Source organism: Pseudarthrobacter sp. MDT1-56, assembly GCF_059383555.1.
Genome location: NZ_JBWZCK010000014.1, coordinates 1 through 20,604 on the forward strand (window position 1 = coordinate 1; position 20,604 = coordinate 20,604).

Annotated in this window: 20 protein-coding genes; 6 read left to right on the forward strand and 14 right to left on the reverse strand. The window is 66.8% G+C overall.

All coding sequences use genetic code 11. The features are described from left to right. From AC50YC_RS17480 to uraD, 9 genes are all read right to left on the reverse strand, one after another. Positions 1-1,234: thiamine pyrophosphate-binding protein (locus tag AC50YC_RS17480; RefSeq protein ID WP_494954565.1), on the reverse strand; the 1,234-nt coding region annotated here is incomplete at its 3' end. Positions 1,235-1,435: 201 nt separating this feature from the next. Further along, on the reverse strand, positions 1,436-2,281 hold the full coding sequence (locus AC50YC_RS17485) for a fumarylacetoacetate hydrolase family protein (RefSeq protein ID WP_494954566.1): 846 nt from the start codon (positions 2,279-2,281) through the stop codon (positions 1,436-1,438). A 45-nt stretch (positions 2,282-2,326) separates the two neighbouring features. Next, entirely contained in the window at positions 2,327-3,055 is a 729-nt protein-coding gene (locus tag AC50YC_RS17490; RefSeq protein ID WP_494954567.1) for a maleate cis-trans isomerase family protein, read from the reverse strand. A gap of 8 nt (positions 3,056-3,063) precedes the next feature. Next, positions 3,064-4,515 carry an amidohydrolase family protein gene (locus AC50YC_RS17495; RefSeq protein ID WP_494954568.1) on the reverse strand — a complete coding sequence of 484 codons (1,452 nt, stop codon included), beginning with the start codon at positions 4,513-4,515 and terminating at the stop codon, positions 3,064-3,066. 24 nt (positions 4,516-4,539) lie between these two features. Further along, positions 4,540-5,331, reverse strand: a complete 792-nt coding sequence (locus tag AC50YC_RS17500; RefSeq protein ID WP_494954569.1) for an aspartate/glutamate racemase family protein — start codon at positions 5,329-5,331, stop codon at positions 4,540-4,542. Beyond that, complete coding sequence (locus AC50YC_RS17505) at positions 5,328-6,011, reverse strand: GntR family transcriptional regulator (RefSeq protein ID WP_494954570.1); 684 nt, start codon at positions 6,009-6,011, stop codon at positions 5,328-5,330. Before AC50YC_RS17505 ends, AC50YC_RS17500 begins: the two co-directional genes overlap by 4 nt. Positions 6,012-6,080: 69 nt before the next feature. After that, a complete protein-coding gene (locus tag AC50YC_RS17510) occupies positions 6,081-7,421 on the reverse strand; it encodes an MFS transporter (protein ID WP_494954571.1) in 1,341 nt (446 codons plus the stop codon). A gap of 409 nt (positions 7,422-7,830) precedes the next feature. Continuing rightward, a complete protein-coding gene (gene uraH / locus AC50YC_RS17515) occupies positions 7,831-8,172 on the reverse strand; it encodes a hydroxyisourate hydrolase (protein WP_494954572.1) in 342 nt (113 codons plus the stop codon). Next, positions 8,169-8,666, reverse strand: coding sequence for a 2-oxo-4-hydroxy-4-carboxy-5-ureidoimidazoline decarboxylase (uraD, locus tag AC50YC_RS17520; protein ID WP_494954573.1), 498 nt, complete (start codon positions 8,664-8,666; stop codon positions 8,169-8,171). The genes uraH and uraD overlap by 4 nt, the downstream gene beginning before the upstream one ends. A gap of 256 nt (positions 8,667-8,922) precedes the next feature. Between uraD and AC50YC_RS17525 the strand changes: the two genes are divergently transcribed. Next, positions 8,923-9,162 (forward strand): hypothetical protein, encoded by a 240-nt coding sequence (locus AC50YC_RS17525; RefSeq protein ID WP_494954574.1) that lies wholly within the window; start codon positions 8,923-8,925, stop codon positions 9,160-9,162. A 111-nt stretch (positions 9,163-9,273) separates the two neighbouring features. Here AC50YC_RS17525 and AC50YC_RS17530 read toward each other — a convergent pair whose 3' ends face one another. Continuing rightward, on the reverse strand, positions 9,274-9,741 hold the full coding sequence (locus AC50YC_RS17530) for a hypothetical protein (RefSeq protein ID WP_494954575.1): 468 nt from the start codon (positions 9,739-9,741) through the stop codon (positions 9,274-9,276). 291 nt (positions 9,742-10,032) lie between these two features. Next, entirely contained in the window at positions 10,033-10,878 is an 846-nt protein-coding gene (locus AC50YC_RS17535; RefSeq protein ID WP_494954576.1) for an alpha/beta fold hydrolase, read from the reverse strand. 203 nt (positions 10,879-11,081) lie between these two features. On the opposite strand from AC50YC_RS17535, the gene AC50YC_RS17540 reads away from it, so the two are divergent. Further along, complete coding sequence (locus AC50YC_RS17540) at positions 11,082-11,249, forward strand: DUF8730 family Cys-rich protein (RefSeq protein ID WP_307464437.1); 168 nt, start codon at positions 11,082-11,084, stop codon at positions 11,247-11,249. Positions 11,250-11,343: 94 nt separating this feature from the next. On the opposite strand, the gene AC50YC_RS17545 is transcribed toward AC50YC_RS17540, so the two are convergent. Continuing rightward, the gene (locus tag AC50YC_RS17545; protein ID WP_494954577.1) at positions 11,344-12,258 is read right to left on the reverse strand and encodes a serine hydrolase; all 915 of its coding nucleotides are present in this window, start codon (positions 12,256-12,258) and stop codon (positions 11,344-11,346) included. Between the two features lie 174 nt (positions 12,259-12,432). On the opposite strand from AC50YC_RS17545, the gene AC50YC_RS17550 reads away from it, so the two are divergent. Both AC50YC_RS17550 and AC50YC_RS17555 read left to right on the forward strand, forming a co-directional pair. Beyond that, positions 12,433-13,353, forward strand: coding sequence for a 2-hydroxyacid dehydrogenase (locus AC50YC_RS17550; RefSeq protein WP_494954578.1), 921 nt, complete (start codon positions 12,433-12,435; stop codon positions 13,351-13,353). Positions 13,354-13,485: 132 nt separating this feature from the next. Continuing rightward, positions 13,486-14,511: a DUF808 domain-containing protein gene (locus AC50YC_RS17555; protein ID WP_494954579.1), complete on the forward strand. Its 1,026-nt coding sequence runs from the start codon at positions 13,486-13,488 to the stop codon at positions 14,509-14,511. Between the two features lie 103 nt (positions 14,512-14,614). Here AC50YC_RS17555 and AC50YC_RS17560 read toward each other — a convergent pair whose 3' ends face one another. Beyond that, complete coding sequence (locus tag AC50YC_RS17560) at positions 14,615-16,099, reverse strand: amidase (protein WP_494954580.1); 1,485 nt, start codon at positions 16,097-16,099, stop codon at positions 14,615-14,617. A 142-nt stretch (positions 16,100-16,241) separates the two neighbouring features. On the opposite strand from AC50YC_RS17560, the gene AC50YC_RS17565 reads away from it, so the two are divergent. Next, positions 16,242-17,981, forward strand: coding sequence for an ABC transporter ATP-binding protein (locus AC50YC_RS17565; RefSeq protein ID WP_494954581.1), 1,740 nt, complete (start codon positions 16,242-16,244; stop codon positions 17,979-17,981). Next, positions 17,978-20,017 carry an ABC transporter ATP-binding protein gene (locus AC50YC_RS17570; RefSeq protein ID WP_494954582.1) on the forward strand — a complete coding sequence of 680 codons (2,040 nt, stop codon included), beginning with the start codon at positions 17,978-17,980 and terminating at the stop codon, positions 20,015-20,017. The genes AC50YC_RS17565 and AC50YC_RS17570 overlap by 4 nt, the downstream gene beginning before the upstream one ends. 1 nt (position 20,018) lies before the next feature. Here the strand turns inward: AC50YC_RS17570 and AC50YC_RS17575 are convergent, their stop codons facing one another. Continuing rightward, positions 20,019-20,561 (reverse strand): HPP family protein, encoded by a 543-nt coding sequence (locus AC50YC_RS17575; protein ID WP_494954583.1) that lies wholly within the window; start codon positions 20,559-20,561, stop codon positions 20,019-20,021. Between the last annotated feature and the right edge of the window lie 43 nt (positions 20,562-20,604).

Consider the following 20,604-nt stretch of genomic DNA (forward strand, 5'->3'; position numbering starts at 1 on the left):
TGCCCAGGCCGTAGCCCTTGACCGTGTGGGCCAGGATGACGGTGGGTTTGCCCTTGAACTCGGTCGCGGCCTTGTACGCGGCGTAGACCTTGTTGTAGTCGTGACCGCCGCGCTTGAGGTTCCAGATCTGGTCGTCCGTGAGGTCCTGGACCATTTCCTTGGTCTGCGGGGTCTGCCCGAAGAAGTGCTCGCGGACGAACGCGCCGGACTCGGCCTTGTAGGTCTGGTAGTCCCCGTCGACGGTTTCGTTCATGATCTTCACGAGCGAGCCGTCCTCGTCCTTGGCCAGCAGGTCATCCCACTCCCGGCCCCAGACGACCTTGATGACGTTCCAGCCCGCGCCGCGGAAGAACGCCTCGAGTTCCTGCATGATCTTCCCGTTGCCGCGCACGGGCCCGTCGAGGCGCTGGAGGTTGCAGTTGATCACGAAGTTGAGGTTGTCGAGCTTGTCGTTCGCGGCGAGCTGGAGCAGGCCGCGGGACTCGGGCTCGTCCATTTCCCCGTCGCCCAGGAACGCCCAGACCTGCTGGTCCGAGGTGTCCTTGATCCCGCGGTTGTGCAGGTACCGGTTGGACTGGGCCTGGTAGATCGCGTTCATCGGCCCGATGCCCATCGAGACCGTGGGGAACTCCCAGAACTCCGGCATCAGCCGCGGGTGCGGGTAGGAGGAGAGGGCATGGCCCTGTTTGGACTTCTCCTGCCGGAACCCGTCCAGGTCCTCCTCGGAGAGCCGGCCTTCCATGAACGCCCGGGCGTACATGCCGGGGGAGGCATGGCCCTGGAAGAAGACCTGGTCCCCGCCGCCGGGGTGGTCCTTGCCGCGGAAGAAGTGGTTGAACCCGACCTCGTACAGGGTCGCGGCCCCGGCATAGGTCGAGATGTGCCCGCCAACGCCGATATCGGCCCGCTGCGCCCGGTGCACCATGACCGCGGCGTTCCACCGCAGCCAGGCCCGGTACTTCCGCTCGATCTCCTCGTCCCCGGGGAACGGGGCTTCCTGGTCCACCGGGATCGTGTTGACGTAGTCCGTGGTCGTGACCATCGGAACACCCACGGACTGCGCGCCGGCCCGCTGGAGCAGGCTGCGCATTATGTACTGGGCACGCTCGGTGCCCTGTTCCTGAATCAGCGTATCCAGGGACTCCAGCCACTCGGCGGTCTCTTCCGGATCACGATCAGGCAGCTGGTTAGTCAACCCGCTGAGGATATGGGAGGTCTCTTCTCCTGCAGCCACGTCCAACCTCTTTTCGTCATTGAATGGTCGGCTCAAGTTTTCATTGAGTGAGAAAACATTCTTGCAATTCGAGATTACTCAGCCGATTGCGGGCAGTCAAAACAGGACGGCGGCCAGCTGCCAGCAGGGCCTTCCGAAAGCCTCCGGGCGGATTGTGACTGCGGGCCGGAAGGCGATTCCCACCGGACCTGCCTGCCCCGGCTAGGCCTGGATGAATTCCTGTCGCTGGCGTCCAAGGCCAGACACTTCTGTCTCCACGACGTCCCCGGCTTTTAGATAAGGGAAGCGTCCGGACAGGGCCACGCCCTCCGGAGTTCCGGTGCAGATCAGGTCGCCTGGCTCCAGGACCAGGTACTGGCTGAGATCATGAATAATGGTGGCCACGTCGAAGATCAAGTCTTGCGTGGTGGAGTCTTGGCGCGGTTCGCCATTTACCCAGCTGCGCAGCCGGAGGTGGCTTGGGTCCACGTCCTCAGGGGTGACCAGGTATGGACCGGTGGGGCAGAATCCGGCGCAGCTCTTGCCCTTGGACCACTGACCACCGGGACCTTCCAGCTGGAAGGTCCGCTCGGACAGGTCGTTGACCGTGACGAAGCCGGCGATGTGACTGAGCGCATCCGATGGTGACTCAAGGTAGGAGGCGCGGGTGCCGATGACTACGCCTAATTCGACTTCCCAGTCCGTTTTGGTGGAACCGCGGGGGATGGCGACGGCGTCGTTGGGTCCCACGACAGTGTTGGCAGCCTTCTGGAACAGGACCGGCGTCGTGGGTGGTTCCGAACCCGACTCAGCGGCGTGTGCGACGTAGTTCAATCCGATGCCGAACACGGAAGAAGGCCGGGTGATGGGTGCGCCGATGCGGAGGCTCGCGGCATCCATTTCTGGCAGTTCCCCGGCAGCCAGGGCGGCTGCTGCCCGGGCAGGACCGCCCGAGGACCAGAAGTCCGCGTCCAGGTCCGGCGTGAGCCCGGCCAGTGAATAGAATTTGCCACCGTCCAAGATGGCGGGAGTTTCGGCACCGACGGCGCCGAGGCGTGCAAATTTCATGCGGTTATTTCCTTCTTGAGGTTTGGATCAGGTTCCTTGGCCGCATCAGTTCCCCAAGAGCCTGCCCCAGCGCGGATCCAGCAGCGGGACGCCCGCCATCCGGAGGCAGTGCCACAGCGTGACGGCCACCGAGTCCAGGACGGGAACGTCCGTCTCGGCCTCGATTTCGGCGGTGATGTTGGCGCCGTAGAGGTTGGTGCAGAGGTAGATGATGGCATCCGGCCGGGCCGCGGCCAGCTCCAGCGAGCCCGGACGCATCTCCTCATCGGCCACGCGGGCGAACGACTCGTTGTCGCTCAGGCCCAGGAACCGGTGGTCCAGGGTCTTGATGCCATCCCGTTCATAGGACGCCACGATCTGTTCGTTGACGTCCCCGGTGTAAGGGGTGAACAGCCCGATGCGCCCGGTGCCGAAGGTTCGGAACGCCTCCATGTAGGCCAGCGTGGATGTGGTGGCCGGGATGCCCGTGGCGTCCGTGATGTCCTCCACGATCCGGCGGTCATGGTCGGCGCCGAGCCAGGAGCCAGAGGTGCCGTTCCAGGCGATGACGTCCACATCGGCGGTGGCGAGGAGCTCGGCGGCCGACCGCATGACGCCTGCATCGAACTGTTTGTCCGAGGATGCGTCCAAGGCAATCCGGGTGACCGGGATCCGGGCGAAGTGGATGGTGACGTCGGTGCGGTCGCCCAGGATCCGGTAGCTCTGCGGCTCGAGGCAGGTGTTGGAGGACGGCACGATCATGCCGATGCGGGTGGCGCGGGTTGCGGAAGGCACGGGGGCTCCTAGCGGGTGGTCTGGGCGGCGGGAGTGGGGGCTGCAGTGGGGACGGAAAGCGAAGACTGATGCTCGCGGAAGCCGGCCCGGGGCACGAAGCGGCCCACGGGGCCGGGGTCGTGGAACCCGTCGCTGTCCAGCACCACGCGTCCTGCGGAGACGACGACGGCGGGCCAACCCGTGAGCGTCCGGCCGTCGAACGGGGAGAAATCGGTGCCCATGTGCAGGGCGCCGCCGTCGACTGCGCGTTCCTCGGCTGGATCGAAGATGACCAGGTCGGCGTCGAACCCGGGTGCGATGGTTCCCTTGCGGGGCAGGGCATTGATCCGGGCCGGGCCCGCGGCGAAGACCTCGACGAAATCCTCCACCCGCGCTTCGCCGCGGGCGGCCTGCATCAGGGCGGTGAAAGTGACGGGCATCCGGGTTTCAACGCCCGGGAGGCCGTGCGGCATCTCGCGGATGTCGTCCGCACGCTCCCGCTTTTGCGTGAGGTCGTAGCAGGAATGGTCGGAGGCGACGGTGTGGATGGCGCCTTCGGCAAGCCGTTCTCGGAGCGCGGCGACGGTCTGCGGGCTGCGCATGGGCGGGCAGCAGGCGAACCACTCCGGCATCACCGAGCCGTAGACACTGTCGTCCAGGGTGAGGTAGTGCGGGCAGGTCTCGGAGAATACCTCCTGGCCGCGGCTGCGGGCGTCGCTGACCAGATCCACGGCGCCGGGAGTGGACTGGTGCACAAAGTAGACCGGGGCGCCGGTGTATTCGGCCATGGCCAGGGTTTCCCTGACCGAGACCTCTTCGGCCAGTTCCGGGCGGGTGCGGTGCAGGTGTTCGATGCCGATCCGGCCGTCGTCGGCGTGCTGCTGGGTGCAGTCCGCGATGATGGGGTCGTGCTCCGCGTGGATGTAGGTGAGGCCGTCCAGTCGGACCATCTCGCGCATGACCTTCAGGATGGTTTCCCCGTCCGCCATGGTGGTGCCGCGGTTGGTGGTGTACATCTTGACGGACCGGACGCCCTCGGCGGCGAGCTGCTCCAGCTGCCACGGTACAGTCTCGTCCCAGCTGACCACGGAGCCGTGCAGTGCGACGTCGCACCGGGAGTCGCGGGCCAGTTCCTTCTTGTGCAGCACGGCGGCGAGCGGGGTTTCCCGGGAGTCCCGGGGGATGCCGAAATCGATGATGGTGGTGGTGCCGCCCCACAAAGCGGCCGTCGACGTCGTCCGGTAGTCATCGAGGGTGCGGAACCGGCCGGTTACCTGAGCCACGTGGCAGTGCCCGTCCACGCCGCCGGGGATGACGAGCCGGCCGGCGGCATCGATCACGCGGGCAGCGGCGGGCACGGGCTCGGCCGCGTCCACGAGCCGGTCGACGCGGCCGTCCCGGACCACCACGTGGGCCTGTTGGCGTCCGAAGCTGTTGACCACGGTGCCGTGGGCAATGACGAGTTCTGGGGTGTCGGACATCGGTGTCCTCCTAAGTAGAAGTAGCTAGTTAACCGGGGCGGGCGCGGCCGGCTGGGCGGCCTTCTGCGCGGTGGCGAGGGCGGCGTCGAGGTTCTCCGTGAGGCCGCGTCGGGCCTTCGCCGGGGGAGGGGCGAAGGCGCCCGCGCGGTGCGGGCCGGAATCGAGGCCGACGACGGCCTCCGCCATCCGGATGCCTGCGGAGATGCCGTCCACGACGGGGACCCCTATCTGGCCGCGGAGTTCGCGGGCCAGTCCGGCGAGTGGCGCCCCGGCGAGGATCACGACGTCGGCCCCGTCCTCGGTGACGGCCTGGTGGCTGAGGGCCAGCAGGGTTGCCTTGAAGTCCTGCTGCACCGAGGCGATGCCGTGGAGGGCTTCGTTGATGGAGCGGATCGACGCCAGCCGGCCGCCGAGTCCGAAGCGTTCCACGCAGTCCTGGTACCAGGGCCTGATCCGGTCGGAAATGGCGATGATCGAGAACCGCTGCCCCTGCAGGGCGGCGGCGCAGAGTGCCGCCTCGGTGATCCCGATGACGGGGACGTCGGCGAGTTCCTTCAGCGCCGGCATTCCGGGGTCTCCGAAGGCGGCGACCACGACGCCGTCGACGCTGGCGCCGTCGTGGGTGTACTCGGCGACGATTTCGGCGACGGCTCCTGCCGCGATCAGGGACTCAAATCGGGTTTCGATGTATTCGACGCCGTACCCGGCCGTCCGGACCACCAGTTCGGTTCCCGGGGAGGCGGAGCGGCGGGCCTCCGCTTCGATCAGGGCGGTCACGTCGTCGCTGATATTGGGGTTGATGACAAGAAGTTTCATATGTTCTTCCGATGAAGGGAGGGTTCGGTCCGGCTGAAATCCTCCGGAAACTGTGCGCGGTATTTGCCGATGTGCGACGTCGACTGAGCGGCTGCCCGGTCCGGGTCGCCGCTGGCGATGGCGGCGTAGAGGCTGCGGTGTTCCTCGATGAGCTCCGGCAGGTCGCTGACGTGGCGGAAGAGCCAGTGCATGCGGCCCTGGAGCGGTTCCAGTGCGGATTTGAGGAAGCCGTTGTCCGCGATCCGGGTGATGGCATCGTGGAATTCGCTGTTGGCGCGGTGGGCTTCCATGATGGCGCCCTTGGCCAGGCAGCGGTCGGCTTCGTCCAGCAGGCCCTTGAGGGCGCTGAGGTCTTCGGGGGTGGCACGGGTGGCGGCCAGACGGCAGGCAAGGACTTCGAGGGACTGCCGGACGTCGAACAGGTCCTCGACGTCCTTGGGACTCAGGGTGCTGACCTCGGCCCCGCGGGCGCCCCGGTCGCTGATGAGCCCTTCCTGGCGCAGCATGCGGAGCGCCTCGCGGACGGGGAGGCGGGACACGTTGAATTCGGCGGCGAGGTCGCGTTCCACCAGCCTGGTGCCGGGAACGTAATGCCCTTCAAAGATCCTGTTGCGGAGGGTGTCCCGGACAGCCTCCCGGAGGGGGCGTTCCTTGTCCTGGGTCTCTTCTGCGGTCTGCATGATTCTCCACTTTCGGTTCTTGTCCGGCATTGCGTTCCCGGCGTCAGGAGCAGGGCGCGTGTGGCTAGCTTAGACAGGTAGCCGCTTGTTGTAGTTCAGGGTCAGGACGGATACGCCCATGATGATCGCGGATCCCACGAAGTACAGCAGGGCCCAGGTGTAGGAGCCGGTGGCGCCCACGATCAGGCCCACCGCAATCGGCGTCACGAAACCGGAGATGTTGCCGCTGAAGTTCATCGCGCCGCCCAGGACGCCGGCGTTGGTCCGGCCGCCGAGGATGGAGGGGATGCTCCAGAACAGGCCCACCCAGCGGAGGAAGAACATGACCACGGAGAGGAGGACAACGGCGGTGGTGGGGTCGGACACGACCGTGACGCCGATCAGGCCGCCGATCACAACCACACTGGAGGTGCCCAGGAGGGTGCGCATCACCCGGTTGGCGGACGCGCCGGTGGACTGCCACTTGTCGGCTATCGCGCCGCCGAGAATTTCGCCGACGAAGCCGGCGCCGAAGATCACGAACGTGGACCAGCCGATGGTCTTGAGGTCGAAGCCCTTGTCCTGGGCCAGGTAGAGCGGTCCCCAGGTCAGCAGTCCGTAAAAGACGCCGTTGAATCCCAGCCAGCCGAAGCACATGGCCCAGAAGGATCGGAACTTCAGATAGGGCAGGAGTGCGCGTTTGCCCTTGCTGCCGTCGAGTTCGGCGGCAGCGTCCTCGGCGGCGTGGGAGGCCTCGATGTACTCGGCCTCGGCGTCATTGACTCCGCGGTGCTCACGGGGGTGGTCGCGGACGTACCACCAGACGGCCAGGCCCATCAGGACCGTGGCCGCGCCGGCGATGATGAAGGCGGTGCGCCAACTGCCGGTGGACGCGATCAGGCCGGCGATCAAGATGCCGCCCAGGCCAGCGCCGAGAGGTGCGCCGGCATCCAGGATGGTGGCGCCGCGTCCGCGCTCGGACTTGTGCATCCAGATCGCATTGAGCTTGCCGCCGGCCGGCATGACGCCGGCTTCGGTGACGCCGATGCCCAGCCGGGCAATGAACATGCTGAGGAAGCCGCCGGCCAGTCCGGAGGCAGCGGTAGCTGCGCCCCAGCCGACGCAGGACGCCGTCATAACCTTGCGGGGGCCGAACTTGTCGATCAGCAGCCCCACCGGCACCTGCATCAGCGCGTAGGTCCAGAAGAACGCGGAGAGCAGGAGGCCAACGAGCTCCGGGGGCAGGTTGAATTCCTTCTGGATGATCGGGAGCGCCACCGAGATGGAGCCCCTGTCGATGTAGTTGACGGCGACGAGGACCAGCAAAAGCAGGAACATTTTCCAGCGGACGTTGGTGCGACGCTGCACGCCGTCCTTGCCGGTTTTTTCGTCGGGGAGCGGTACTGCGGTTTCAGTGTTTTGAACAGACACAACTTCTCCTTTACAGAGAGGAAAATTGCAGACGGGGAAAGACTTGGGTGCTCGCGGGGCAGGAGGCCGACTGGTGGGGCGTCCTGGGTCCAAATCGGAAGCGCCGGGCAATGACTAGCGGCCCGGGATCCGTAAACGCGATCTTTTGGGATCCCAATTTGGGATCCCAAAATTTAGAATAGAAGTGACGGGGGCCACTGTCAAGGAATTTGTTCCGTAGTGGCCCACCCGGGCCAAATAACCGATTGTGACAGCCGGGCCTCCTGATCCCGCTGGGATTGGAGACTGTGGGAGATTGGAGGCCGCGAGGCTACGGGCTGGGGGAGGGGTCGGCCGGCCTGCGTGCGGACACAGGAAAGGCCCGCGGCGTGGCCGCGGGCCTTTCCGTCACATCCGATCTGCGGTGTGTTCAGCTGCCCCGGTAGGTGGAATATGCGAACGGGCTCAGCAGGAGCGGCACGTGGTAGTGGGCCTCCGAATCCACCACGCCAAAGGTGAGTGTCACTTCGGGGAAGAACGTATCGGTTCCGCTGGCGGCGAAGTACTGGCCCGTGTCGAAGGCCAGCCGGTAAGTGCCCGTGGGCAGCCGGTCCGGTCCCAGTTGTTTGATGCGCCCATCCGCGTCGGTGGCGCCCTCGGCGATCCGGACCCAGCGTTCGCCGTCGAGCACGTGCAGGGTGACCGGGACGTCCGTAGCCGGCTTGCCGGAGCCGGTGTCGAGCACATGGGTGGTGACGTGGGACATGCTCATTTGCCGATCAGTCCTTCGAGTCGGAGCACTGCGATTTCCCGCAGCTGCTGGCCAATAATTGCCTGTTCTTCTTCGGGTGTGTTCCCGAGCCTGGTGTTGAGGGCGTCCAGGATCTCCTCGCGGCTGCGGCCGGCAGCGCGGATCAGGAACACCCGCCCGAACTTCTCGTCGTAGATCCGGTTGCCTTCTGCCAGGGCTTCCGCGACGGCTGCGTCGGCCTTGCCGAGTCCGGCCTGTTCCGACTGGGAAAGCCGGGCTTCCGTGCTGTCTCCTTGGGCCCGCTCGCCGATCCGCGGGTGGTGGGCGAGTGCTGCTTCGATCTCCGCCGGGGTGAACGGGTCGGCCGCTTGGCGGCCTGCCTCGAGGACGGCTTCGAGGCCAGAATAAGGCCGAGCGTCGGCGAGTTCGTCGATCCAGCGCTGGATATCCAGGCAAGGGCGCAGGGCATCGGCGGCCTCCGTGCGGCTGGCCGCGTTGAACTGTTCAAGGTGCATGAGGCAGGTCCTTGTGTTTGATGCTGGCATCCACGGTGTAAGGCTATACGGACAATTCATTCCGTATCATGGAACTGTTATTTCAGCATATGCAAGAAGTGAACCGTACCCTCCTGCCGGTGTCAACTTTGGGGTCGGTGGTTGACGGCGGGGAAGCTCCCGGAGCACAGAGTCTTTAAGCCGCCGCGGCCCGGACACCAATCCGCTCTCCACGTTAGTGTGGGAAGCAGTCAATCCACGGATGAAAGGCAGTGTCATGAGTGATCCGAATGATCCGGGCAACGATCCGGCCGGCCTGCGGGGGCCGGGCGACCCGGACGCCGTCGAGGCCCGCCAGCCGCACGCCGAACCTGGCCAGGCCGGCAACATCCGCGAGGAGCAGTTGACCCAGGCCGCAGGGACGGTGCCCGCCGCCTACGTCGGGTCCGGCGACCCGTTCGCGGAGGAGAAGCCGGAAGACACCGCCGACGCCGGCATGTGGGACGACGAAACGTAGCTTCCACGTCCGGGCACGAAGAGAGCCAGGGGACAGTGCCCCTGGCTCTCGGTGCGCAGTCGCTGCGGTGCTGGACTACCGGCTGTGGATCTTGGCCACGTCACTCTTTTCTCAGCGGGTCCATTCGGACCAATTGTCGCTGTTGCCGCTGCGGACGCGGAAGGAAACGAGTTGGTAGACCTCCTCGCTGCCCCGGCGGTCCAGGTTCGGCACGCGGTCGTAACTGTGGATCGTCACGGAGTCGTCACGGGGATCGAAGGACTCCCGGAACGTGGACCGTCCCAGGAAATCGTCATCCCTGCCGCGGTCGTCTTCAAAGCGCAACTGCCTGATCTGCACGGTCTTCTTGCCATCGCAGTCCACGTAGATCCGGAAGTCTACTCTGACTTTGTCCCGGTCCTTGTTGTCATGCTTGATGGGCTTCATCGGATCCACGGTGCAGCCGCGTTCGGAGGTTGATGCGGTGGCCGGCCCGGCCGCTGCAACAGGTCCCCCGATGAGCCCCAGAGCGAGGGCCGGGATCAGTGCGATCCTGGCAGCCCGGGGGCGGGATTTACGTGTTGGGTTGATGATGGACATTGTCTTCGTTCTTCTGCCTGAGGATGCGAATCTGTAGCTTTGGACGGCGTCTGCCCGCCATGATCACATCGCGCTAGCGCCGCAATCAGGCGGCGGCATTCCAATCCAGTTCAATGAGCTCACCCGTACTCGGCGGGGGCTCCGGCCGGCGTCTCCTCGTGGCAATTGAGGGACCCGGTCCTCTAATCCTCCGCCCGCTGCGGCGCTTTGCGGCAGGCCGGCGTCGAAATGGCCGACGCCGGCCCGGCGTTCCGTGTCGAAGTGCCCCCGGGCGGCGGGGGCTGGCTCAGGCTAAGCCCGCGGCTTCCCAAGGAACCCCAGCAGCGCCTCGTTGACCTCGGTGGCGTGGGTCCAGAGCATGCCGTGCGGTGCGCCCTCGATTTCCACGTACTCGGCGCCGGGCAGGGCCTTGGTGAACCGCCGGCCGGTGACGTCGATCGGCAGGATCCTGTCCTCGGTGCCGTGCATGATCAGCGCGGGGACGTCGATCTTGGGGATGTCGGCGCGGAAGTCGGTGAGCCAGGTGGGCTGCGCGGCTGCCGAGGCGGTGGGTCCGCCCGAGGTGGCGAGGTTCCAGCCCGCCCGCATGACTTCCTCGCTGAGCCGCGGCGTGCCGAGGAAGGTGTCGCTGTTGTAGAAGTTCTTGAAGAATTCGGTGAAGAAGGCGTAGCGGTCGGTGGTTACAGCCTCCATCAGGCCGTCGAACACGGACTGCGGGACGCCGTCGGGGTTGTCTTCGGTCTGCAGGACGTATGGCTCCAGCGAGCCGAGGAACGCGGCCTTCGCCACCCGGGCCGAACCGTAGGTCCCGAGGTAGCGGCCCACCTCGCCGGTTCCCATCGAGAAGCCCACCAGCGCGACGTCGTTCAGGTCCAGGCTGGTGAGCAGGGTGTTGAGGTCGGCGGCGAAGGTGTCGTAGTCGTAGCCGTCGGTGGGCTTGCTGGACTGGCCGAAGCCGCGGCGGTCGTAGGTGATGACCCGGTAGCCGGCGCCCAGCAGGGCCGTGGTCTGCTTCTCCCAGGAGGATCCGTCCAGCGGGTAGCCGTGGATCAGGACCACCGGCTGCCCGCTCCCGTGGTCTTCGTAGTAGAGCTCGATGTCGGTGCTGTTCTCGGTTCCAACCTTGATGTAAGCCATGCCAGCAGTCCTCTCGGTACGGTTCGGAAGTCAGGTCGTGCGGGGCGCAGTGCTGGTGCCACTGTACGGAACCAACGCAGGCAGGCAACAGGGTGTTCCCACGGTAAGGATTTTGACAGTGCGCATTTTGACAGTGTGCATTTTGACGGTGATACCCCTGGGGGTATAGTAATAATCGTAGACCTACCAACAAGGAGAACCAGATGTGCCGACAGGTTGCATGCAAGAAGTGCGGTAAGACCACTTGGGCCGGCTGCGGCCAGCACGTTGACTCGGTCATGCGGGGCGTCAAGAGCGCCGACCGCTGCAAAGGTCACGAGGGTGAAGTCAGCACCAAGACCGGCTTCTTCGCCAAGCTCTTCGGCCGCTAAACCGGTTCTCCAGCTGGATCGCAGGGCCCCTTCGCACACCGTTCGGCGGGGCTCTGCGCGTTAAAGCGATAAGCCCTCCGCGTGACCGCCCGGCCTACTCCAGCAGCGCCTTCGTGACCACACCGGTCAGCTCGTGGATCATGGCCAGCCGTTCCTCGCTCTCGCCGTCCTCGCCCCAGGAGTAGATGGTCAGTGCGTAGGACCGCTCGCCGGAGCTCAGGAGGGCCGCGTCGTGGACATAGCCCTCCAGCTCGCCATACTTGTGCTGCACCGTGATGCCCGGGCCGACGGCGGCCGGGATGAGACGTTCGTTGTTGGTTTGCTGCATGTACCCGAGCAGCTCCTGCGTGTGCTCAGCGTTGAGCAGAGTGCCCGTGGACAGCTGTTTGAGCACGTCCGCCATCTCGGCCGGGGTCAGCAGGTTCTGTTCCGGGTCGTAGCTGATCCCGATAGACGCGGCGTACTCGATCAGCCGGGGGTAGCCGATGTCCTGCATCAGCAGCAGCCAGGCGTCGTTGCTGCTCGCGTTGACCATCGCCTTGAGCTGGAACGCGGCGTCGTAGCTCCCCAGCGGCACGTCCAGCGACTTCTCGCCGGTCTCAACCAGGTGGTAGTAGGCGGCCGCCGTGATGACCTTGGCGGTGCTGGCCGCCACAAACTCGGAGCCGTCACCGTAGCTGCGCGGCTCCCCGCCGTGGGTGTCCGCAAGGACGACGCCGATCCGGTAGCCGGAGTTGTCGGCCAGGATCCGCCGCACCTCGGCGTCGAGGGCGTCGAGGTCGACGGCGGCCCGTGGTGCTTCCGTCGCCGGGGCCTCGGCCGCGGGCGGCTCCTCCCACTGTTCCTGCGGGCCGGCGAGGAAGTCCGTCCCCGGGACCGGCCCGGTGCGGACGACGGCGAGGGTCACCATGCCCAGCAGCACCAGGACCGTGGCCGCCCAGACCAACAGCAGCTTCCCCCGCGCAGTGAGGGACTTGGCGGCTGGGCGGGTGGGTCCCGAGGGGTTCATCGTGCAGGACCTTCCAGGTCATTAAAGAGGAGGGGTTTCCTGCAATGTATGCCCGGGGAATGGGCATGTCCAAAAGCCGCGCGGGGCAGCGCGAAGGTTAGGGCAAACTCCCGGCTGGGACGGGTCCTGACGTGTGACACGGCCCACGGCGGAAGCACCATTAGGCTGGCAGCTATGCCGAGGAAAATAACCGTGAGCCTGCCGGACCCGACCCTGCGCGAGTACCTGACGCCCCACCCCGACGTCACCGTCCTCGAATGGGACCTGACCGGGGAACCGCCCCGCCCGCGCCTCGACATCGTGGTCCAGCCCTATATGGGCAGCACGGAGATCCTGCGCGGCCTGGAAGGGGTGGACACCGGGCTGGTGCAGAGCCAGTCGATCGGGTACGACGGCGTCGCGGAGTCGCTGCCGGCGGGCCGGGTGTTCGCCAACGCCGCGAGCGTCCACGAGACCTCCACCGCGGAACTGGCCCTGGCCCTGATCCTGGCCAGCCAGCGCGAGCTCCCGCGGCTGCTGCAGAACCAGCAGGAGGGCCGCTGGGAGACTCGGCCCACCGCCAGCCTCGCGGACCGGCGCGTGCTGATCGTCGGCTACGGCGGCGTCGGCAAGGCCATCGAGGACCGGCTCCTGCCGTTCGAAACCACCGTGACCCGGGTGGCCAGCAGGGAACGGACGGACCCCCGCGGCCACGTCCACGGCATCGACGAGCTGCCCAGCCTGCTCCCGGAGCACGACATTGTGATCGTGGGGGTTCCGCTCAGCGACGCCACCCGCCACCTCATCGACGACGCCTTTCTCGCGGCCATGCCCGACGGCGCCCTGCTGGTCAACGTCGCCCGCGGACCAGTCGCGGACACCGACGCCCTGATGAAGCACACCGCCACCGGCCGGATCCGCGCCGCCCTGGATGTTACCGATCCCGAGCCGCTGCCGCAGGACCACCCGCTGTGGGGCACCCCCGGCGTGATCATCAGCCCGCATGTGGGCGGGGCGAGCTCGGCGATGCGCCCGCGGATGGGGAAGCTGGTCCAACGGCAGATCGAGCTCATGCTGGCGGGCGAACCGCCGGTGAATGTCGTGCTTGGCGCCTAAAAGCCGGGCCGCTGCCACCGGTGTTGGCCACAGGTGCTGCCCGCCGCCATATAATTCGAGCATGCCAATCACGCGCCCCGATCGATGCATCCATGCTCAGCCGTCCGCCCTCGAGCAGTTCGGAAGCGGGCTGTGAGCGGCGGTCTCGTCGCCCTGCTGGACGACATCGCAGCCCTGGCCCGGATAGCGGCCGCCTCGGTGGACGACGTCGCTGCCGGGGCGGCCAAGGCGGGTGCCAAGGCAGCCGGCGTCGTCATCGACGACGCCGCCGTCACCCCGCAGTACGTGTCCGGGGCGGACCCGTCCCGCGAACTGCCCATGATCAAGCGGATCTTCTGGGGCTCGCTCGGGAACAAGCTCCTGATCATCCTGCCAGCGCTGCTGCTCATCAGCGCCTTCATCCCGGGGGTTATCCCGTTCATCCTCATGGCGGGCGGCACCTACCTCTGCTACGAGGGTGCCGAGAAGATCTGGCACAAACTCCGCGGCCACCACGAGGCCGACGAAGACACACCGGCGGTCGACCGGGGCCCGGAGGCGGAGGCCAAGGTCACCAAGGGCGCCATCACTACCGACTTCATCCTCTCCTGCGAGATCATGGTCATCGCAATGAACGAGGTGTCCGCCGAGTCCTTGTGGGCCCGGGCGGTCATCCTGGTCGTAGTGGCGCTCGCGATCACGGTGATCGTGTACGGCGCCGTCGCCCTCATCGTCAAGATGGACGACATCGGCCTGCACCTGGCAGCCAAGGACTCTGCGGGCTCCCAGCGCGTTGGCGAGCTGCTCGTCAAGGGGATGCCCTCCGTGCTGACCACGATCACGGTTGTCGGGACGGTCGCCATGCTGTGGGTTGGCGGTCACATCATGCTGCAGGGGGCCTACGACCTCGGCTGGCACCTGCCGTACGACTTGGTCCATGTCCTCGAGGCACCTTTCGCCGGGATCCCGGTGGTGGGCGGCTCCCTGGTCTGGCTAGTGAACACCTTGAGTTCGGCCGTCCTCGGACTCGCTTGGGGCCTCGTCGTCATGGCCATCCTGCAACCGCTGCTCAAAGTGCTGCCGTTCGGCAAGAAGAAAGGCGGGCACGAAGAGGGCGACGTCCGCGCCGCCGTCGACGGCAATCAGCCGGCGAAGCACGACGCCGATCCCTCCTCCTAGCTCGAACCCACGGGAGGGGGAGGCAGGGGCGGGCGGGCACTGATGCCCGGACCGCGGGACTGCCACCACTCAGCGATGCGATTCCCAGAGAAGCCATGCTGTCCTAGAGGGGTGGTGCTGTTCGTCCTTGCAGGGTGGCTTCGGATGCGGCTGCGAGTGCCAGGAGGGCCCGTTCGCTGTACGGAACGGCCATGAACTCCAGGCCGACGGGCAGCCCGTCGGGTGTCTGTCCGGCCGGGACGGTGATCGCGGGGAAGAGGAGTTGGGATGCGATGACGGTGTTCGTCGGGTAGGTCAGGCAGGTCCAGCGGTCAGCGAAGATGTCTTCGCGTGTCGGGGCCGGGAGTTTGGCGTCCGGGAAGGCGATGGCGTCGAGCCGGTTCCGCGCGATGATTCCGATGACCTGCCGCTGGAACGCGGTCTGGGCGAGCAGGCGTTCAACGTAGTGGGGATCATCGGTGGGTTGGGCCGGGCCCGCCACGATCGCTTCGAGCAGGTCGAGTTTTTCGTGGTACTGCTTGGTGTCGATCAGGTGCCGCATGGAGGGGATTCCGGCTGCAGGCCGGGCGGCCACGAATTCGTTCATGTCCGACTGCGAGCGTGTGGTGTAGAGCGATGTGAAGCCGACCTGATCATCGAGGTTGTCGATGGTGATGTCGATGAGTTCGACGCCGGCGCCGCGCAGAGCCGAAAGCGCGGTCTCGATGGTTGTGTTGACCCGGGCACTGTCCGGGTCGGAGTCGTCGCCGAAGGCCTGGCGGAGTATCCCGATGCGCTTGCCGGTGAGGGTCGCGTCCTGAAGTGCATCCGCATAGGGCTTGTCGCGGCCTGCGATGACCGCGGCGGCGGTGTAATCGTCGCGTTCGTCGTAGCCGACCATGACGTCGAGAAGCCGGGCGGCGTCTTCGACTGTCCGGGTCATCGGCCCGGCGGTGTCCTGGGGCTTCACGAGGGAGGACATCCCGGCGCGGCTGATGAGACCGGGGGTGACACGAAGCCCGACGAGGCCGCAGAAGGACGCGGGCAAGCGGATCGAACCCCCAGTGTCTTCCCCGATTCCGACGAGTGAGAGATTCGCGGCTACGGCTGCGGCGGTTCCGCTGGAGGATCCGCCGGGATCCCGAGCAAGGTCGTAGGGGTTTTTGGTCACCCCGCTGCGGGAGGAGGTCGAGAACCAGGACGTTGCGAAGTCGGGGAGTGTGGTTTTGCCGAGGATGATCGCACCGGCCTCACGGAGTTTCGTAATGGCGGTCGCGTCCTGTTCGGGCTGGTAACCACCGGAGGCGATGCTGCCGAATGTCGTGGGCAGGCCGGCGGTCTCGATCTGGTCCTTAACGACGATCGGTACACCATGAAGGGGGCCCGCCAGCCGGCCTGTCTCGGAGAGTTCCCGGTCGAGCCGGCGCGCCTCATCCAAAGCGGTCTGTGAGACGGCAATCAGTGAGTTGAGTTCCGGCCCGGACCGGTCGATTAGCTCGATGCGGTCCAAGTAGGCGCTGACAAGGTCCTCGGCGGTGAATTCACCGCTAAGGAATGCCGAGTGCACTTGGGCAATGGTCAACTCTTCGATGGGTCGTCTAATAGCCATAGGTTCACTGTTCCCTAATCGTTCTGGTCAGGGAAGGGGGTTCCGGACCCGGTCCGCCGTGAGAGGAACCGGTCCCACCCCCGGCCTCCGGACGTAAACTGACCTTCGGATCACTCGGCGGAACGCGTGGCTGGGAGTACGGATGCTCTGGAAACTGCTCGTTGAATACCTGGCACCGCAACGCAGGCTGCTGCTCGCCGTCGTCGTCTTCCAGCTGGCGCAGTCCATCGCCTCGCTGTACCTGCCCACCCTGAACGCGGACATCATCGACCAGGGGGTGGCGAAGGGGGACACGGATTACATCCTGCGCACCGGCGGGGTGATGCTGCTGGTGACCCTGCTGCAGATCGCCTGCGCCATCGCGGCCGTGTACTTCGGGGCGAAGGCGGCGATGGCGATGGGCCGGGACGTGCGCGGGGCGATCTTCAGCCGCGTGGCGGCCTTCTCCGAGCAGGAGGTTACCCGTTTCGGCGCGCCGAGCCTGATCACCCGCTCCACCAACGACGTCCAGCAGGTCCAGCAGCTGGTGCTGATGTCCGCCACCCTGATGGTCGCCGCGCCCATGCTGAGTGTCGGCGGGGTGATCATGGCGATCCGGCAGGACGTGCAGCTGTCCTGGCTGATCGCGGTCAGCGTGCCGGTGCTGCTGGGCGCGGTGGGGCTGATCATCACCCGGATGGTGCCGCTGTTCCGGCTCATGCAGATCCGGATCGACACCGTGAACCGGGTGCTGCGCGAACAGCTCACCGGCATCCGCGTGGTCCGCGCCTTCGTCCGCGAGGACGTGGAGACCGCCCGCTTCACCCGCGCCAACGAGGACGTCACAGACACCGCCCTGCGCGCCGGCCGGCTGATGGCTCTAGCGTTCCCCACCGTGATGCTGGTGCTGAACGTCTCGAGTGTGGCCGTGATCTGGTTCGGCGCGTTCCGGATCCAGGACGGCTCCATGCAGGTGGGCACCATGATCGCGTTCCTGAGCTACCTCATGCAGATCCTGATGTCCGTCATGATGGCCACGTTCATGGCGATCATGATCCCGCGCGCGGCGGTCTCCGCGGACCGGATCGGCGAGGTGCTGGGCACCGAGTCCAGCGTCGGGCCGCCGGAGCACCCGGTCGGCTTTGACGGCCGCGCCGGCCGCGGCGAGCTGGAAATGCGCGACGTCGGGTTCGCCTACCCGGGTGCCGAGCAGCCGGTCCTGTCCGGGATCAGCTTCACCGCCCGGGCGGGGCAGACGACGGCGATCATCGGCGCCACCGGCTCCGGCAAAACCACCCTGGTGAACCTGATGCCGCGGCTCTTCGACGCCACGGCCGGCTCGGTGCGGATCGACGGCGTGGACGTCCGCGAGCTGCACCCGGACCTGCTCTGGGGACACATCGGCCTGGTCCCGCAGCGGCCCTACCTGTTCTCCGGCACGGTGCGCAGCAACCTGCTCTACGGCAAACCCGACGCCACCGAGGACGAACTCTGGCAGGCGCTGTCCATCGCGCAGGCGGAGGACTTCGTCCGGGAAATGGAGGGCGGGCTGGACGCTCCGATCTCCCAAGGCGGCACCAACGTCTCCGGCGGGCAGCGACAGCGGATCGCGATTGCCCGGGCGCTGGTGAAACGGCCCGAGCTCTACATCTTCGACGATTCCTTCTCCTCGCTGGACACCGCCACCGACGCCCGGCTGCGGCAGGCGCTCCGGCAGCACACCGCCGGCGCCACCCTGGTGATCATCGCCCAGCGGGTCTCCAGCATCATTGACGCGGACCAGATCCTGGTGCTCGACGGCGGCAGGCTGGTCGCGCACGGCACGCACGCCGAGCTGCTGGAGGCTTCAGAGACCTACAAGGAGATTGTGAACTCCCAGCTCGCGGCGGAGGAGGCGGCATGAGCGCTCCGAACCGCACCGGGCCAGCCGCCCCGGCCGGCGGGTCGGGGCACGGCGGGGGAGCCGGGGCGCCCGGTGCCGCTCCCGCCGTCGAACGCATCCCCCGTCCGCGCGGCGGCCCCGGCCACGGGGGACCGTTCGCCGGGATGAACGTGCCCGCGGAGAAGGCGATGAACTTCGGCCCCTCCGCCAAACGGCTGCTGGGCCAGCTAAGGCCCGAGCGGCTCTGGCTGGTGCTGGTCCTGATGCTCGCGGTGGTGAGTGTGGCGTTCTCGGTGATTGGGCCGCGGCTGCTGGGCGAGGGCACCAACCTGATCTTCGCCGGCGTCGTGTCCAAGGAGCTGCCGGCCGGGGTGAGCCAGGAGCAGCTGATCGCGCAGCTGCGCGCCGCGGGCGAAACCCAGCAGGCGGACATGCTCAGTGCCATGACCTTGACGCCCGGCGAGGGGATCGACTTCGCCGCGCTGGCCACCGTGCTGCTGTGGGCGCTGGTGCTGTACGTGCTGGCCTCGGGCTTTATGTGGATGCAGGCATATATCCTCAACGGCGTTGTGCAGCGCACCATGTTCCGGCTGCGCGAGCGGATCGAGGCCAAGATCAACCGGCTCCCGCTGCGCTACTTCGACACCGTCCAGCGCGGCGAGCTGCTCAGCCGGGTCACCAACGACGTGGATAACATCTCCCAGAGCCTGCAGCAGTCCATCAGCCAGGCGGTCACCTCGCTGCTGACCGTGCTGGGGGTGCTGGTGATGATGTTCATCCTCTCGCCCACCCTCGCCCTGATCGCGCTGGTCACCGTGCCGCTGACGCTCGTGACGACGGCACTGATCGCCAAGCGCTCCCAGAAGCTGTTCGTGGCGCAGTGGAAGCACACGGGGGAGCTGAACGGGCAGATCGAGGAGACCTACACCGGGCACGCGCTGGTGAAGGTGTTCGGCCGGCAGCGGGAGGTGGAGGAGCGGTTCCGGCAGAAGAACGCGGAGCTGTACGAGGCCAGCTTCGGCGCGCAGTTCGTGTCCGGGCTGATCATGCCGGCCATGACGTTCATCGGGAACCTGGTCTATGTGGGGATCGCGGTGGTGGGCGGGCTGCAGGTGGCCGCCGGGGCGATGCAGCTCGGCGATGTGCAGGCGTTCATCCAGTACTCCCGGCAGTTCACCCAGCCGCTGGCCCAGCTGGGCTCGATGGCGAACCTGCTGCAGTCCGGGGTGGCGTCGGCCGAGCGGGTGTTCGAGCTGCTCGACACCGAGGAGCAGTCCCCGGATCCCTCGCCCGGGGTGGCTCCGGCGGCGACGCGGGGGAAGCTGGTGTTTGAGAACGTCTCGTTCGCTTACTCCCCGGACAAGCCGCTGATTGCGGACCTGAGCCTGGTGGCCGAGCCGGGGCAGACCGTGGCGATCGTCGGCCCCACCGGGGCCGGGAAGACCACGCTGGTGAACCTGATGATGCGCTTTTATGAGCTCGACGGCGGGCGGATCACGCTCGACGGCGTGGACGTCACCGCGATGACCCGGGATGAGTTGCGCTCGCGGATGGGCATGGTACTGCAGGACACCTGGCTGTTCGGCGGGACCATCCGGGACAACATCGCCTACGGACGGCCCGCCGCTACCGCGGACGAGATCCTGGAGGCGGCGCGGGCGACCTACGTGGACCGGTTCGTCCGGTCCCTGCCGGAGGGCTACGACACCGTGCTGGACGACGAGGGCTCCAACGTCTCCGCCGGAGAGAAGCAGCTGCTCACGATCGCCCGGGCATTCCTGGCCCGCCCGTCCGTGCTGATCCTGGACGAGGCGACCAGCTCCGTGGACACCCGCACCGAGGTGCTGGTGCAGAAGGCGATGAGCGCGCTGCGGTCGGACCGGACCAGCTTCGTGATCGCGCACCGGCTCTCCACCATCCGCGACGCCGACCTCATCCTGGTGATGGAGGCCGGGCAGATCGTGGAGCAGGGGAACCACGCCGAGCTGCTGGCTTCAGGCGGGGCGTACGCGGCGCTGTATGCTGCACAGTTCGCGGCCCCGGTGGCGGAGGTTTAGGTCAGATCCAGTAGGTGGGGTACGTGGCTCCGCGCACCTGAGACCCCAGAATGCCAAAACCCACGAGGATGCAAGCGGCGACACCGACGCACACAACGAAGGACATCTGCCCTGTAGTGGCCATCGTGCCGATGACTGCAGTGGCGGCCGCCGGTGAATGCGGCATCCTCAACAACATCGTCGCCCCGATCGCCAGACCGCCGGCAATCGCCGCGGCCCAGATCGAGTGGCTGAGCAGCCCGGTGCCGACGCCGAGCAGGGCGGAAACCACCTGGCCACCTATCACGCTCCGGGGCTGGGAAAGAGGCAAGTGGGGTGCCCCCGCCATGAGTGCCATGGATGCGGCCATTGGAGGGACGAGCAGGAGGTGGCCCGACAGCGCACCCAGCAGCACGAGGCAGCCCAGTGCGGCCACGCTGGTAAGCGTCGCCACCACGAGTGTCGAGGCCGGAGGCCGGCCGGGAGCACGGGAGGACCAGCGCGAACGGGGCTTGGGGGAGTCGGCCGTTGAGGCGCTTAGCCGGGCAGAACCGGTAACCGGCATGAGGTATTCCTGACGTTGCTGAGGGTACGAATCACGCCGCCGA

Bases quoted from the DNA above. Each gene is read 5' to 3' on its own strand.
- AC50YC_RS17485 (WP_494954566.1), bottom strand. From the start codon at position 2,281: ATGAAATTTGCACGCCTCGGCGCCGTCGGTGCCGAAACTCCCGCCATC.
- AC50YC_RS17495 (WP_494954568.1), bottom strand. From the start codon at position 4,515: ATGTCCGACACCCCAGAACTCGTCATTGCCCACGGCACCGTGGTCAAC.
- AC50YC_RS17500 (WP_494954569.1), bottom strand. From the start codon at position 5,331: ATGAAACTTCTTGTCATCAACCCCAATATCAGCGACGACGTGACCGCC.
- AC50YC_RS17505 (WP_494954570.1), bottom strand. From the start codon at position 6,011: ATGCAGACCGCAGAAGAGACCCAGGACAAGGAACGCCCCCTCCGGGAG.
- uraH (WP_494954572.1), bottom strand. From the start codon at position 8,172: ATGAGCATGTCCCACGTCACCACCCATGTGCTCGACACCGGCTCCGGC.
- uraD (WP_494954573.1), bottom strand. From the start codon at position 8,666: ATGCACCTTGAACAGTTCAACGCGGCCAGCCGCACGGAGGCCGCCGAT.
- AC50YC_RS17525 (WP_494954574.1), top strand. From the start codon at position 8,923: ATGAGTGATCCGAATGATCCGGGCAACGATCCGGCCGGCCTGCGGGGG.
- AC50YC_RS17530 (WP_494954575.1), bottom strand. From the start codon at position 9,741: ATGTCCATCATCAACCCAACACGTAAATCCCGCCCCCGGGCTGCCAGG.
- AC50YC_RS17535 (WP_494954576.1), bottom strand. From the start codon at position 10,878: ATGGCTTACATCAAGGTTGGAACCGAGAACAGCACCGACATCGAGCTC.
- AC50YC_RS17540 (WP_307464437.1), top strand. From the start codon at position 11,082: ATGTGCCGACAGGTTGCATGCAAGAAGTGCGGTAAGACCACTTGGGCC.
- AC50YC_RS17545 (WP_494954577.1), bottom strand. From the start codon at position 12,258: ATGAACCCCTCGGGACCCACCCGCCCAGCCGCCAAGTCCCTCACTGCG.
- AC50YC_RS17550 (WP_494954578.1), top strand. From the start codon at position 12,433: ATGCCGAGGAAAATAACCGTGAGCCTGCCGGACCCGACCCTGCGCGAG.
- AC50YC_RS17560 (WP_494954580.1), bottom strand. From the start codon at position 16,099: ATGGCTATTAGACGACCCATCGAAGAGTTGACCATTGCCCAAGTGCAC.
- AC50YC_RS17565 (WP_494954581.1), top strand. From the start codon at position 16,242: ATGCTCTGGAAACTGCTCGTTGAATACCTGGCACCGCAACGCAGGCTG.
- AC50YC_RS17570 (WP_494954582.1), top strand. From the start codon at position 17,978: ATGAGCGCTCCGAACCGCACCGGGCCAGCCGCCCCGGCCGGCGGGTCG.
- AC50YC_RS17575 (WP_494954583.1), bottom strand. From the start codon at position 20,561: ATGCCGGTTACCGGTTCTGCCCGGCTAAGCGCCTCAACGGCCGACTCC.